Origin of the sequence: Candidatus Hinthialibacter antarcticus (genome assembly GCA_030765645.1) — a bacterium.
Taxonomy (GTDB): Bacteria; Hinthialibacterota; Hinthialibacteria; order Hinthialibacterales; family Hinthialibacteraceae; genus Hinthialibacter; species Hinthialibacter antarcticus.
This window is the reverse complement of the sequence record JAVCCE010000056.1, coordinates 1-15,502: the sequence shown is the minus strand read 5'-3', so window position 1 is coordinate 15,502 and position 15,502 is coordinate 1. Positions and strand designations below refer to the sequence as shown.

Annotated in this window: 9 protein-coding genes; 5 read left to right on the top strand and 4 right to left on the bottom strand. The window is 52.5% G+C overall.

Annotated features, from left to right (window positions below; genetic code table 11):
- Positions 1 to 165 precede the first annotated feature (165 nt).
- On the bottom strand, positions 166 to 1,605 hold the full coding sequence (locus tag P9L94_12725) for a sugar transferase (protein MDP8244943.1): 1,440 nt from the start codon (positions 1,603 to 1,605) through the stop codon (positions 166 to 168).
- A gap of 181 nt (positions 1,606 to 1,786) precedes the next feature.
- On the opposite strand from P9L94_12725, the gene P9L94_12720 reads away from it, so the two are divergent.
- Together P9L94_12720 and P9L94_12715 are read left to right on the top strand one after the other, a co-directional pair.
- Positions 1,787 to 4,591, top strand: coding sequence for a YfhO family protein (locus tag P9L94_12720; protein ID MDP8244942.1), 2,805 nt, complete (start codon positions 1,787 to 1,789; stop codon positions 4,589 to 4,591).
- Entirely contained in the window at positions 4,588 to 5,850 is a 1,263-nt protein-coding gene (locus P9L94_12715) for an ArgE/DapE family deacylase (protein MDP8244941.1), read from the top strand. The genes P9L94_12720 and P9L94_12715 overlap by 4 nt, the downstream gene beginning before the upstream one ends.
- On the opposite strand, the gene P9L94_12710 is transcribed toward P9L94_12715, so the two are convergent.
- Complete coding sequence (locus P9L94_12710) at positions 5,847 to 6,545, bottom strand: hypothetical protein (GenBank protein ID MDP8244940.1); 699 nt, start codon at positions 6,543 to 6,545, stop codon at positions 5,847 to 5,849. The genes P9L94_12715 and P9L94_12710 overlap by 4 nt on opposite strands.
- Positions 6,546 to 7,091 (bottom strand): TlpA disulfide reductase family protein, encoded by a 546-nt coding sequence (locus P9L94_12705; GenBank protein MDP8244939.1) that lies wholly within the window; start codon positions 7,089 to 7,091, stop codon positions 6,546 to 6,548.
- 107 nt (positions 7,092 to 7,198) lie between these two features.
- Between P9L94_12705 and P9L94_12700 the strand changes: the two genes are divergently transcribed.
- Positions 7,199 to 8,179: an aldo/keto reductase gene (locus tag P9L94_12700; GenBank protein MDP8244938.1), complete on the top strand. Its 981-nt coding sequence runs from the start codon at positions 7,199 to 7,201 to the stop codon at positions 8,177 to 8,179.
- Between the two features lie 119 nt (positions 8,180 to 8,298).
- On the opposite strand, the gene P9L94_12695 is transcribed toward P9L94_12700, so the two are convergent.
- Positions 8,299 to 11,025, bottom strand: coding sequence for a hypothetical protein (locus P9L94_12695; protein ID MDP8244937.1), 2,727 nt, complete (start codon positions 11,023 to 11,025; stop codon positions 8,299 to 8,301).
- A 199-nt stretch (positions 11,026 to 11,224) separates the two neighbouring features.
- Here P9L94_12695 and P9L94_12690 point away from each other — a divergent pair, with 199 nt between their 5' ends.
- Positions 11,225 to 13,966, top strand: a complete 2,742-nt coding sequence (locus P9L94_12690; protein ID MDP8244936.1) for a CHAT domain-containing protein — start codon at positions 11,225 to 11,227, stop codon at positions 13,964 to 13,966.
- Between the two features lie 57 nt (positions 13,967 to 14,023).
- A complete protein-coding gene (locus P9L94_12685) occupies positions 14,024 to 15,142 on the top strand; it encodes a VCBS repeat-containing protein (protein MDP8244935.1) in 1,119 nt (372 codons plus the stop codon).
- Positions 15,143 to 15,502 lie beyond the last annotated feature (360 nt).

Below are 15,502 nucleotides of genomic sequence, written 5' to 3'. Positions count from 1 at the left end.
TGCTGCGAAATTTTAGACGGAGGATAAGTTCTTAACCCACCAATGGTAGTGGTGATTTTTGGGGAGGGCGAACCTCCTGGTGAGCCGCAATAAAGAGCATACATTTCGATAGTTCGCGGCTCGTCGGGAGACTCGCCCTCCCCGCGCAATCATTGAGTTCACAATTCAAATTGTCCCATGCCCGGAAAGCGATACGCGTACGGTATTGAAGATGATTTTGATGTCGAGAAGAAACGTCATGTTGTTGACGTAAGCGAGGTCGTAACGCAGTTTGTGTTCCATCGGCGTTTTGTAAAATCCATGAATCTGCGCGAGGCCCGTCATGCCGGGGCGAATACTTTCCCGCAGGCGATATAACGGTATGTCTTTGCGGTATTTCTCAACAAAATGAGGCCGTTCAGGACGAGGCCCCACCAAACTCATTTCTCCCTTAAACACATTAATCAACTGCGGCAGTTCATCCAGATGAACGCGGCGCAAGATGCGCCCAATGCGGGTAACGCGCGGGTCTTCTTCATCAGCGAGCACCGGCCCGGTTTTGGTTTCCGCGTCTTGCCGCATGGTGCGGAATTTAAGTATACGGAACAACGCGCCGTCGCGCCCAACGCGGGTTTGCTGATAGAACACCGGGCCGCGACTGTCAAGCGTGATCGCAATCGCCGTCACCAATAAAACGGGAAATAGCGCAATCAAAGCAATCATCGAAAACACCAGATCAAAGCTGCGTTTCACGAAACGCTTCCAGTCGCTCCACGGCGCCATACCGACTGTAATCAGCGGGATGCCCGCCACTTGTCCAATCTCAACTTGCCCAATGGCGACTTCATAGAGTTCCGGCAGTAAGTACACCTTGCACCCAGTCGAACGGCATTGAGTAAGAATTTCTAGCATCGTTTGGCGGGTCGCCCGACGACTGGTCACAATAATTTCGTCAATTTCTTCGCGTTCAACGAGCTGCGGAAGATCATTCATTACTCCCAATACCTGCGCATTGTCCGACCCCGGTTCGAGATCATCATCCACCAAACCGACGACGTGATGACCAAGCCGTGAGTATTGCTCAATGTCGCGATGGACGCTCTCGCCTAACGGCCCGGCGCCAACGATTAATAAGCGGGTGCGGTCATAGCCCCAGCGCAAGCGGCGATATAAATACAACATGCGCCACAACGCCGACAGCAACCAGCTATTGAAGAAATTGAGCGCTAGAATGATTCGTGATATTTGGTAGGCGGTGGCGTCAGGGTTCGGGGTGTGAAGCGGCGCCCATCCTAATACGGCGCGGTCAGAGAAATACGTCCCCGTATAGAGAATTAACAAACTTTCGATGCCGTGCGCGGCCAGGTTCGCCCAAAACGTCATATACAAAATATCAAATTGGGTCACGGGGCGGCTATAGTCATATAACCGGAAAGCGAAATACGATGTCAGGCGAATCATCACAATCAGCGGCAGCAATTGAATATAGACGTTCAGGTTTTGCGTGGAAATCTCGCGGATGTGTATGGAAAAAGCGGCGCCGAGCGAAAGAAAAACAATCGCCAAGTCAACAAAGGCAAATTTCCAAAACGGGCCTTTTGGCACGCCCCTCTTTTGTTTCGTCATTATCATGCGCTGCTGCATTGCCGCTGCAGATTTTTTTCTCTCACGTTATGATGTTTGGAGCATATCGTTATCCAGATGAAAATCGAAGGAACAAAGGTTGATGCGCCAGGCTCCACCCGATGACAACGGGCGATAGAACTGATATATAACCATCGACCTTTTACATGGAGTTCAAAAAAGCATGGCGAACCCGCCAATCTGTGAAGTTCCCCGTTGGCAACGCTTTGACGCCGTCAGCGTCTTGCTGTTGATTGCAATCGCGATGCTCTGTAATTCGTCCATTGCATTTTTAGGGCAACTGCCGCTGGACTCTGATTCCCTGCTGTTTTTCTATCCCCAGGTTGCAATGCAAGGCGATGCGGATGTTGGCTTATGGAACCCCTACCAATTCTGCGGGTTCCCCCGCGACGCCAATCCGCAAGCGCAGCTGCTCTATTGGCCCGCCTGGATCGCGATGTTGTTGCCCGCGCAAACGGCGTTTCCTATTTTAATCATTGCTCATTATGCGCTGGGCGGAATTGGCATGTATTTGTTGTTGCGCGGGCTTCGCCTGTCGCCGCTGGCTGCGCTCTTCGGCGCGTCCGCGTTTTTATTGAACACCTACTGGCGATGTAAAATCACAAACCTGGGCATTCTCGAAGGCGCCGCCTGGGCGCCGGCGTTTCTCTATTTTAATTTATTGGCGCTGCAACGCGGTTCTTATATTCCACTGATGGTCGCAAGTTTGTTTCTCTCCATGACAATCTTAGCGGGCGTTCCACATACAGCAGCGTACCTACTGCTATTGTCTTTCATTTTGCATATTGGGTTCACTTCCTTCAACACGCGATCTCTTGGTCGTTCATTGTCTATGTACGCCGCAATGGTTTTGACAGCGCTGTTATTATCCTGCGGGATGCTCATCCCCGCTCTGTTCAATCTGCCTGCCACCGTACGCACCGAGTTGGGATTACATGAGGCGCTAGCAGGGTCAATTCCTCTTGCGGATTTATGGAAGTGCTTTATCGGCGGATTAAGCCAGCCGGGTATTTCCCGTCTCGACCCTTGGGAAGGAACCTGCTACATCGGCGCAACCGCGCTCTTGCTTTTGCCGATTGGCTGGAAGACGATGCCGCGCCAATTGCGTTGGCCGCTGACTTTCGCCGTTATCTTCGCCGCATTATTGACCGCAGGCAGGCAAGGGGTTCTCTACCCCCTGATGTATCAATGGCTGCTCGGTTGGAACGCACTCAATCTACCCAACCGGTCCTTATTGATGGCGGCAATGGCCCTGCCAATTTTTGCAGGCTTCGGCGCGGAAGCGTTGTTAAATATGTCCCCCTCTCCCCGCCGCAGCGTTGTGCTGTTGACGGGCGGTTTGATCGCGTCCGCCATCTGGCTGTGCGCAGCGTGGAGCAACCCCACGTTGTTTTCGACTCTGGTTCATTCTGGATTAACGCAACCCTTTCAGCCCGGCGCCTACAGCGATGGAGCCTGGGCGCTATTCACCTGTTGTTTATGGATCGGCCTCACGCTGCTTGTAATTGCGTGCATGGCGAGAAATTGGATCAAACCCAACGTATGCCTATCCATTTTGGTACTGCTCATTGCCGCGCAATCGGCGCAATACACGCAACGCTTATTTTTAGAAACAACGCCTTCGACATACATGCAAGCGCCGCGCACCGCCCGGGCGATCCATGATTGGCAAAGCGCTCAACCGTTCGCGCGGATGTGCGGGTTTGACCCAACTCTCGACAGTGGAATGGACATCCGTATGCGTTACGTCCGTCCCGTGATCTCCCCCCGGCTCAATGAAGTCTTTCAAGTATATGACGCTCAAGGCTATGACCCGTTAATTCCAAAACAGTATGCCGAACTCACTCGCGCTTGGGCGGGTCACTCAGAGATCGTCCACCCCGACCGTAATATCCGCTTTAAGACGCTGCCGCCGCGCATGTTGGATATGCTCGGCGTCGGCGCAATCGTGGGCCGCCCCAACACGCTGACGCTCTATCAAGGACAAGTGGCGATTGATGAACCAAGCCGGGTAGAAACCTCGCTTCAACAACCGCAACGGATCGAGAGCCTGTTATTGCGTTGGGTCACGGTCGGCGCGGGGCGACTGCAACAAGGCGCGCAGATTGGCCGCGTCCATCTTCTCAGCGCATCGCAAACCGTACAGACGTTTCCGGTTCGCATCGGCGTCGACGTTGCCGACCAGTTCGTCCAATATGGGCCGGATACAGCGGCGCACCGCCCGGCAACAGAATATCGCTGGTTTCCAATTCCCTCCCGGTTTGGATACCTCAAAGCGCGGCAGTATGAGGCGATATACCCCGTACAGACCAACCAGGCGATAGACGCCGTTTCCATCGAACTCACAACATCTAATATTTCTTTGCTGGTTTACGGCGTATTTGCCGACGCATCTCAAAACACGCTGCCGCGAATCACCGATGCAGCCGAAGTCTCAGTTTGGAAGAATGAAACATGTCCCGGCATGGCGTACTTAAGCCGTTCTCCGATTGAATATGAGCGCATCGAAACCATGATTGAGCAAATGAATGAATGGCCGCACGATCAACCGCTGCCCGTCTTCTTTGATAAAAACGACGGCCCCGCGCCGGAACGCGCCGCCAACTCGCAACGGCTGCAAGGCAACGCAACCATTGAATACAACCGAAACCACTCGGATTCTTTCACGCTTGATATTCAGGCGGATTTCGACGCGATACTCGCAGTCGCCGAAGGCTATTCACCTCATTGGACGGCGACGCAAGATGGAAAACCACTCACCGTCTACCGCGCCAATCATGCACTCATGGCCGTCCAAGTGAGCGCCGGGACGCATGAAATTGAGTTTCAGTATTTCCCAAAACTCTATTATTATGGATGCTCACTCAGCACGACGGCGCTTTTGTTAATTTTTTCGTTGTTGTTTCTATACCCCCGCTTATGGCTGCTTCGCGAAAGAGAAACCGAACGCAATGGAAGTCAATCATGAATCTAAAACCGTTGACCACTCGCACAGATGGAATGTTGAAATATTTGAAAGAGCGCCGAAGCGGAATTATTGATCTAACTCAGGCGATCTGTTCGTTTCCGACGGAAAATCCTCCGGGGCGAGACTTCAAAGCCTGTGCGGGTTTTCTGAAAGACGTAGTCGAAGACATGGGGATGAACGTGCGCATGTTGCGCGTCCCGAACGCATACCAAGAGAAATACGCTCCGAAAGAAACGCTCGGCTACCCGCGCTATAACGTGATCGCCCTTTGGGACGTCGGCGCGGATCGCACGCTGCATTTCAATAGCCATTACGATGTAGTGCCCGCCTCGCCTAATTGGAAAACGGACCCGTTCCGGCCCGTATTGAAAAGTACGCGTTTGTACGGCAGAGGGACGGAAGACATGAAAGGCTGTTTGGCGGCCTCAATTTTCGCCGTGAAGGCCATACAAGCCGAAGGCGTCCAACCGCCCTGGAACATCGAACTCTCTTTTACCGCTGATGAAGAAATCGGCGGCGCCTGCGGCGTTGGCTATTTAACTAAAGAAAAAATCGTTTCGCCTGACGCCTGCGTTGTCTGCGAAGGCGGTAGCGGCGATACAGTTGCCTACGGGCATCGCGGCGTATTGTGGGGCGATGTCCATATTCGCGGCGTAGCGGCGCACGGCTCGAACCCCGCTTCCGGTGTGAACGCCTTTGAACACGGCGTCAAACTCGCCGAAAGTTTTCGTGAGTTACACGCCCAACATCAACAACGCAAAACAAACGAAATGATGAATAACGCCGCAGCCAAACACCCGACGCTTACGCTGGGCGGCGTATCGGGCGGCGGCTCCAAGGTCAATATTATCCCAGACTCGTTTCATTTCACCTTTGACCGTCGGCTGCTTGCGGAAGAAGATGTAAAAGAACTGAGTAACGAGTATGACGCATTGCTTCAATCCGCCATAAAGCGCGACAAGAACTTAGACGCGTCGATCAACTATACGATGGCGTTTAATGCGGGATATACCGATCCCAAACATCCGTTCTGTAAAATCGCCCAGAAGGCAGCGTCAACCGTCTATGGCTCACGCGCAAAATTACGAATGTTCGGCGCTTTCACTGACTTGCACTTTTTCACGAATTACGCCAATTGCCCGGCGATCGGTTATGGCGTTGAAGGCGCGGGACTTCATGGCGACAAAGAACATTGCGATGTGAACTCATTGGTTAAAACAGCGCGGGTCTATGCGGAAATTGCGATGAATATGCCTTAGGCGGCGTCTTCCGAAAGGGCGGTCAACGGTTTTCCATATCCGAATTCGGCGCGCAATTTCGGCAAATCCACCAATCGCCACCAAGCCATGCGTATAAACAAATTTTCTATACTCAAAATTTGCTTGCGCCATATCCCGTTCTCATCCACAGGCCTGACAACCAACTCGATTCCTTCAAATCCCAAGGTTTGCTCATGGGTCATCTTGTTATAAAACGAGTGGTATTTTGGCGGGAAAACGACAATGGATTTCACGTTGTTCGCAAACACCCATTCACGTATAAGACGGTGTGAGTCTACGGCGTTGGTGGCTTGATACGGCAGGTGCGCAATCGCGTGTGCAGGCGTCAATTGTTTGAGCAACTCATCCCGAATAAAGGTATGCGGAGAAATGGGCGGGTCCGCCTCACGGTACTCCGGGCTTGGGCCGTGCAAAATCAATATTCGCTTCACGCTGCCATTGTGGAATAAATCCGCCGCTGTTTTAGTTTCACCCAGTTGCGTTATAAAAATTGCATCGACGTTTTTCATTGGCGTTTCATACACCAATACATAATTTAACAACACATCAATGGGCTGAAACATCCAAATCGCAAACAGTACAAGGCATCCTCCCACGCCCCAACGCAATAAACGCCGCGACTTTCGCCGCGGCGTTGCAGTGTTCAATTGAGGATGCGACGCGCTTGCTTTCATTTACTCAGCAGCGTCTTCTTTTTTTAATACTTTGGGGTCTACTTTGCCGATATGTTCTTCAATCGTTTTCTCGAGAAAATGCAACCGCAATGGAACATGTTTCTCAAGCAGCTTACCATCAGGCCCAATTAAAAAAGGCGATGGATAAGACTCAACGCTATATTTCGCTAACAGCCGTTTGTGCGTATCGCTGATATGAATCCAATCCATTTTTTTGGCTTTTGCGAAAGGCTGAATTGTATTGACGCTTTCCGCAGAGATGCTTACGATTTCCAGGCCTTTTTTATGGTACTTAGCATATATCTCTCTCAAGTGGGGCAACTCCGCCTTACACGGCGGGCACCATGTCGCCCAAAAATCAACCAAGACCAATTTGCCTCTCAGGTCTTTCATCTTAAAATCTTTGTTTTCGATTGTTTTGGTTTGAATATCCGGGGCGATTTCGCCCAACAGCGGCGGCGTATCTTCTGCGGTGAATGCACTTGGAGAAAGCAGCATTGCGCATAAAATTAATACAACAAATACAGAAAAGAAATTACGAACCATTTTTGAGTGCTCCAAACGTAAAATATTATTTTGCTGAGTTACTATACAGTATAACGATGGAGCAACGCAAACCCAAAAATAAATTGACCCATTAGGAGAAGATATCCATGAAGCGTCGCACATTAGGACAGTCCGGCATTGAAGCCAGCGTAATCGTATTGGGCACATGGGCCATCGGCGGTACCTGGTGGGGCGGAACCGATGAAGCCGCGTCGATTGATGCGATTCGCGCCGCCATCGACAACGGCGTCAACTGTATCGACACCGCCGCCGTTTATGGTTTCGGCGTCTCTGAAACTCTCGTCGGCAAAGCCATCGAAGGCCGACGCGACCAAGTCGTCATCGCGACCAAGTGCGGCCTACGTTGGGATTTTGACAAAGGCGAACACTTTTTTGATCTTGAAGGCAAATCGGTGAACCGTCACTTGGCCGCCGATTCGATCCGTTGGGAAGTCGAACAAAGTTTGGCGCGGCTCAACATTGATTGCATTGATCTCTACCAAACCCATTGGCAAGACCCAACAATCCCCGCTGAAGAAACAATGGCGACATTACAAGACCTCAAGCGCGAGGGAAAAATTCGCGCCATCGGCGTAAGCAATTGCGACGCAGAGCGAATGAAGCAATACGCCAGCGCCGGCCCGTTAGATTGCGATCAGGAAAAATTCAGCATGTTGGACCCTGAAATCAAAGAAGACCAACTGCCGCATTGCATGGAAAATAACATCGCGCTTCTCGCGTACTCACCAATGGCGATGGGGCTGCTGACAGGCAAACTAACACCGGAGCGCAAATTGAAAGAGGGAGACGTCCGGCTAGTGCGCTCTCGTTTCAGCACAGAAAATCGCGCGCGCGTTCTGGCGATGTTGAACGAGTTCCAACCGATTGCCGAACACTATGAATTAACCATCGCCCAATTGGTTCTCGCTTGGACAATCGCTCAACCCGGCGTCACTCACGTCTTGGCGGGTGCGCGAAATGCAGATCAAGCGCTGGAAAACGTCAAAGCAGGCAATACGGAAATCAGCGAAAATGATTTAACCGCTATCGACAAAATTTTAGAGAAACACCGAACGACTATCGAGTAAGTCAACTCATTTGGTTGGCGAGGCTTGGGGATGTCTCTGCGGGCTTTTTCTTATACACCAAAAACCCGAATCCACTCACTACGTAGATTCGGGCCAATATGAATATTGATTGAGTCATACTACGGTCTTCTTGCTCTCGATGCGGCGGCGCTGGATGTCGGGCCGCTGGATCGCGTAGGAGAGCTGCTTCGCATTTGCGATGCGCGAGAGGTTCCAACGCTCGAACGCGAAGGCGAAACCGACGGGCTGCTCAAACGGCTTGATGAACTGGACGAACGCGACGGAGAAATCGAACGGCTGGGTTGCGAGCGAGAAACCGATGGGCTGTTCATCCGACTACTCGAATTGGAACTGCGCGACGGCGACACGGAACTCGAACGGTTCGATGACGACCGTGACGGCGAGACGTTGTAAGACCGCTCACTCGAGCGCGGCGATGAAACCGACGGCGAAGAAGAACGCCTGGAAGTCGACCTCTGCGGACTGGCCTCCGGCGAGAAAGTTTGAATATTGGAACGCCGCACCGAAGTCTCTCTCTGCGGGATGCTGCGGCTTGGTTCGGAAGACTGCCCGCTTCGGTTATACACTCTCACGTTTGAATTCGCTTCAGATCGAGACGGCGAGACAGAGTATGCTCCCCGGCCCTGCAAATTATACGTCCTCGGCGTCGAAGTTACGCTGCCCGAATTGCGCGGCGCCTGTACGCGCACCGGCGGCGTGATGGCGCGGGAACCCGATTCGGACTCATAACGCGACCTTGAATTAATCGAATAACTCCGGTTGCGGGCCGCTTCCGACCAATTCATGCTCATGCTCGGTTCGGTCACGCGTTGACGATTGCGCGCCGCCTGTGAATTTGGCGGTGTGACCGTCCGTCGCGAACGCAGTTCTTGTGCGCGCGAAGAGCGCTCTTTCACTGTCGACGGCGCTTGTTGAACCGAACGCTCTTGCGGCTGCCCAACTCTGGATGGGCTGTTTGGCTTCGTCACCGAGCGGCTAGAGCGTTCGCCTGGCGTTGAAACAGACGGCGCCGAAATTCGGCTGCGGGTTTGCGGAGCAACCGTAGATGGGTTTCGATTTGGCGATGTGGTTCTGTCAGGCGAAACCGTCCGCGACGGCGAGGTTTCAACGCGCCCCGCTGCTTGTCCGCTTCGACTGGGCGACGCGGCTTGCGACTGGCGTATTGTCTTCACATCGACGGTCGACCGCTGCGCGACTTTCACCCGTTTTTCATCAATCGCCGGGTTGCTCATTTTCATTCGCGGCGTTTCCGCGTCACGCAGACGGGCGGGCTTGGTCGTCGTCATCGCAACCGGTTTGGCGTCATCAGTCGTAATGCTGCGCGGTTTTGAACTCGACATAAAACTACGGTCTGAAACAACCCGCGACGGCGAAGTCAACGGCTGGCTTGAATTTTTCATCGCCAATTTCGTCTTTTGCGTTTCCGTCCGCACCGCGCGGACATCGGGGACGCTATTCATCGCGTTCTCGCCCAGCGCAACCGCGCGCCTTGCGGAGGTCTGCACCGTCACCCCAGTTTTGCGATCATACACGCTGGCGGTGAAATCTTTGCGCGGCATAACAGTGACCGCATTCTTCACTTGGTAATTATCATAATCATAGTCATTGATGACGATGTTTCCATTGTTGATAAAGGTGTTGCCGCCGCGACGATGGAAGCCGCGATGATAATCGTCATAGTAATAATGATTGCGATGGTGATTGTTATAGTATCCCCAATTCCAGTAGTAGGGATCGTTATACCCAAGCGGGAACCAACCGATGGAATCGTTGTAGTAACTACGCCCACCGCCAACTGAGAAGCGGAAATAGTCGCCCCGGTCTGCATAGGTAAACGAAACCAACGCGGGATACCAGTAAGGACGGCGGTAATGATAACTCGGCCCAACGTACGCGGCGTAATGCGGCGTCCACACCCAGTTATACCGGTTTGTATGCACCCAACGGCCATAGTGGTACGGCGCCCATCCCCACGGCTCATACGACACCCACACCCAACCATGACGATAACGCCAAGTCCAATACCCTTCACGATACGGCGCCCAGTCTACGGTTGACGTCGCCGGGCGCCACACGGTCCCGTAGGTTGGAACATTGACCCATTCACCATATCGGTCGAGGTCCTGGTAGCCGGAGATGCGCGTTGAAACCTGCGGCTCACGCGAGATGGTTGCTGTCGCCGCATCGCGAATATCCACCCATTTATCAAAAGCGTCCGCCGGACTGATTGGCATTTTGGTGTAGGTGTCCGGGTCAGCTCTCGGCGCAATCAGTTTTTCACCGCGCTCAACCCGAATGAAGCGCTCTTTGTCTATGTTGACGTTCAAGCGTCCGCGCTGGACGGCAATTTCCGCTCCAGTCGGTTGAACGTCAAAACGCACATTAGCGGGTTCATCCATCGTCGCTAAAAACGTCGAAGCCATCACCTCAAGCGGCGGGCGGTCATATTCGGTTTCTTTGGCGTTCACATTGACGCTGCCCTGTTCCACTTCGATGCGAACAAAATCTTCTTCTAAATAGGGAAGCGAAATATAGGTTTGTTCGTTCAGCCGGACAAAAACATCGTCCCCCAGTTGAATTTCAACCAGAGAGCCAACGCCTGCATAGACGCGGTCTCCACCCAAGACGGGCGAATTCACGTCTACCGCCTGCCATTCGTTTTCATCGTCCGTCCAGAGCGACGCGCTGCCTTCAATGGCTGAAATGCGCGCGACTCGCGGCGGGTCTGGCGTATCCTCCGCCGCAACAAACGCGGGAGCGACCAAAGCGAATACGGCCATCCACATGGGGAGGAACCACATTTTATAATTAAAGGTATTCATCATCCGTCCCCTCTCAATTGAAACATTTTTCATCATCTTATGTGATTATGGTATCGCATAACAAAACCATTTAGCTAAAATGACTTACGAACAAGTCGTTTTACGACAAGAAAGATAAACGATTGCATAGGCAGCAAGCCTTGATTTGGCTATGCTTATCTTGAATTGATCTGTATTGTGAACCAAAACGGACAAGAACCCTATGGGAGAAATTCGGCTCAATTGGAGTTTTGGCGAACCGCATGAAAATGACGGCGGTTTGGCGGTCGACTTTTATTATCAGACCGGCAAGCACATCTCATTGCAGTTTGCCTGGCCCACCCGGCGGTTTACCGGCGCGGGCAACCTCCCGTTGCAAACCAAAGACGTATCATCCGGCGCATGGTTTGGCGCTTGGGACCGTCAGGCGCAAGAAACAGGTAGGCGTTTATACGAATTGCTTGGCGCGGAAGCCCAAAAGACGTTAATCCACACATTCGCCAATTTACAAGACGACGAATCCGACCGGGCGCTGGTGTTGCAATTTCCGATTCCCTCTCACGACGCCAAAGAGCGCTGTCTTGCGTTAGAGGATTTGCCCTGGGAACTCTTACACGACGGCGAAACCTACCTCAGTTGGCGCTATGGGCTGCAAATCATTCGCTCTCATACCCGCGACAGCGAGTCGATCAACAAGCAGAAAATTGATGTCTCCACTTGGGGCGTCATTCTGGCGACGCCCTTCGCAACGGGAAATGAAGAGGCGCTGCAAAAAATCGGCTTGCCATCTTTGCCGCATAGCGTAGAAGAAATTGAGATGCTGCGTTCCTTACAGGATTGGTCAGGCGGCCTGATCCGAATTTGGCCTTCTCTATCGCGGCGGCGCCCCGGAGGCGTCAAAACGGTTGCGCAATTAGACGCCGCGTTGCGTTCGTCTCAAGGCGGTCCCAAAACCATTCTGCATTTCATCGGCCACGGCGTGATGGTGGATGACGAGCCGTGTTTATGTTTTGAGGATGATAAGGGTGATCCTGATTATGTTTCGGTCTCGCGGCTGAGAACACTACTGACTTCCGTCCAGGAAAGTGCGCCAAAGAACAAGATTCCAGCCATATTCTTTTTAAACGCATGCGGTTCTTCCAGCCGGGGCCGCTACTCGGCGGGTTTCGCGTCCGGCCTGCATGACCTGGGATTGTGCGTCTTGGGGTATCAAGCCGAGATTGAAGATAACGACAAACCCATTTTGGCGGCGCGGCGCTTTTATCAATCCCTTTGTATTGACCAGTCTTTGCAAACGCCCCATCTGACGCCAACCATCGTCGGCGCGGTCGAAGCGGCGCGGCGTTCGCTGCGCGGGCCGGACACGGATACGGCGCCGTTATGGGGGCGCTTTCGCGCGTATATCCCGCCAGGGATCGAATTCATCCCACGCGGGCGCGGTTTCATGGAACGCACCGTGCAAAGTATGTACACCCGCTTCGCCGACTGGCTGAACCCAAGCGATTACACCGACCACCTCTCGCTCGGTTTTATCATCGCCCTGTTGAGCGGCGTATTGTTGGGCGTTCAAAACCTTGCATTCATCCTGCCGGAAACCGTCGATCTCAGTTATCTGACGTACGGTGAAATCATCAGTGAATTAATCCGCATCTTTCTCATCGGCCCGCTGTCATTTCTGGGCGCGTCGCTGTTCGCTGCATGGTTGACCCGGCGCAACCATCAAAAGATTATCCATCGCGCAGAATCATCCCCCGCTTCTTCTCATGATGGTTTTCCGCTCATGCCGTTCCCGTTATCGTTGTTTGCGGGCGCCGCGTTTGGGTTTGGATTTTCCTATTCATTTTCCCGTTTGGATTTACTGACCGCGCAAGTCGTTGGGCTGGCGAACCTCACAACGCTTTCCGCGCCGGTGTTCTGGTATGGGCTGGTTGGATGTTTGAGTTTGTGCCTAGCGCTATTGTTGTCGGTTTCCAGCATCTATCACATCCGGCGGCGCGACTCACTCCACTCGTACGGCACCTTCTATTTTCTTTCGTTCGCCATTCTCTGTTTGATTACTCTCTATGTGCTATTCATCTCAATCGAACTGGATATTAAGCACTACCGCAAAATCGGCTGGTTGGCGGGTTGCGTCGCCATCATCACGATATTTGCCTTAAGCACCATCAAAATCGTCAAGGAAACTTCCTGGCGCGCATCAAAAAAGCGTAAGCCATTGATCGCTTTTTCCTGGCGCAAATTCTGGCCATTGGTCGGCAGCGCCATCCTGGTGGCGTTCTGTTATATCTGGCTTGAACAATCAGCGCGTTTCCCCACCGAATTCATCCGCCAGACCATCTTGCAACGCAATACAGAAATCCAGGCGGACCAACGGACCGCGCGCGTTATACAGATACTCGAACGCGCCTTGCGCCAACGGGCCGTCAGCCAAGCCCCGGAATCTCTACGCGCAAACGCGCATGAAGACTGGCTGCTTAGCATCGTCTATGCTGATAGCGCCCTGTATCAATACACGCAGGAAGGCGATCAGGACTTATTGATGGAATGCGAACACTTGCTGCGCCAGGCGTCTTCGTTGAACCAGGAAGCGACCGTACGCGATTACCGTGAGAATATCGCAGCCATGGTCAATATCCTTCGCGCCGACTTCATGGATAGCAATCAAGAAAAACAGGCCGCGTATGGCGCCGCAGTCAAACTGGCAGAACGCGCCGTCGCCAAAGACCCGCGCAATTTCGCTTACTTAGATACCTTGGCGCGAGCAGAAGCCAAACTGGCCGTTTTAACGCTCGATCTTCACCTTCTGCGCAAAGCGCAAGCGCACGCGCGCCAAGCGCAATGGAGCGCCTTCTTCCTACGCAGCCCGCGCGCAGACGGCATTCGAGCTTCCATCGACCAACTCGCCGTTTTTATTGAAGAACAACTACACCAACTCACCAGCGGCGGGGCTGCGTCCGGCGCATAGCAATTGGAACGGATTCTTCGTAAAATAAGGTGCTTTTCTATCCAGGAGGAATATCAAATGAAACGTTTTGCTATGGCTTTATTCGCCGCAATCGCATCAATCTCTATTGTACCCGCCGCCGAAAGCGCATTGGAATGGAGCGTACAAACCATTAATGCCGACTCAAAATTTGAAGCCGCAGGCGTCGCCGACGTAAACGGTGACGGTAAGAAAGATATTCTCTGCGGTGAATTTTGGTATGAAGCGCCCAAATGGGAAAAACACAAATTCGCCAGCCTTGAGGAACAACACGAATATTACGACGACTTTGCTCATACCATGCAAGACGTTGACGGCGATGGCGACATCGACTTGGTATCATGCACCTGGTTCAGCCAAAGTGTTTTCTGGCGCGAAAATCCCGGCTCTTGCTGCGATGAGTGGGCGGTACACTCAATTGATACCCCGGGCAACATGGAAACTGGACTGGAAGTCGATATCAACCAGGATGGCGAAGCCGACTTTCTGCCCAACATCAGTACCGCCGTCGCGTGGTATGAAAAAGCCCCCAAAAAAGCCGCCTGGATCAAGCGCGAAGCAGGCAAACAAGGCGCAGGTCACGGCCTCGGCTATGGCGACCTCGATAAAGACGGCGTCACCGACCTCGTCACCCCGCATGGCTGGTACAAAGGCAAAATGAACGGCGAAACGATGGAATGGACCTGGTTCGGCGAATTTGAACTCGGCACCGCCAGCGTCCCTATCGAAGTGCATGACGTGAACGGCGACGGCCTCAATGACGTGGTTTGGGGTATGGGCCACGACTACGGGCTCTATTGGTTCGAGCAATCTCTTCAAGACGGAAAACGCACCTGGACGAAGCATGAGATTGACAAATCCTGGTCGCAAGCGCACTACATCCGCATGGTTGATCTCAAACAAAACGGCAAAAAATACCTCGTCACTGGAAAGCGCTTTCGCGCTCACAACGGCAACGATCCAGGTGCGGACGACCCGCTTTGCGTCTATGCGTATGAGTATGATTCCGCGAAAAAAGATTGGAAACGCAACACCATCCATGAGGGCGGAACCGTAGGCTTCGGGTTAAATCCCGCTCTTACCGACATTGACGACGACGGCGACGTTGACCTCGTCCTCCCCGGAAAAAGTGGCCTCTATCTAATTGAATTAAAATAGATTAACAAATTATACCTAATGTAATTTAAAGGGGCGTTCATCGCCCCTTTTTCTTTTTCTGAACTAAAAACCATCTCAAAAATATAAAAACTCGCCCTATTTTTGACGAGCCAAATTAGGCGTGGGTGCAACTCTGTGAGCGCCTGTGCAAAAGGGCCTGAAAGCCCGCACCGAAGCGAAGAGAGATGTACCCACTCCTTTCGCAACGAAAGTACAAATTATTTTGAGATGGCTTCAAGTATTTCTTACGCCCCAAGGTGGCAATGTCATTGACTTAAGGGGTGGCAAGGGCAAGGCTGAATAAAATGAAGCCAGCCCTTGAAATATTGTTTGAATGTATCGCTTTATTTGTGCTGTTTT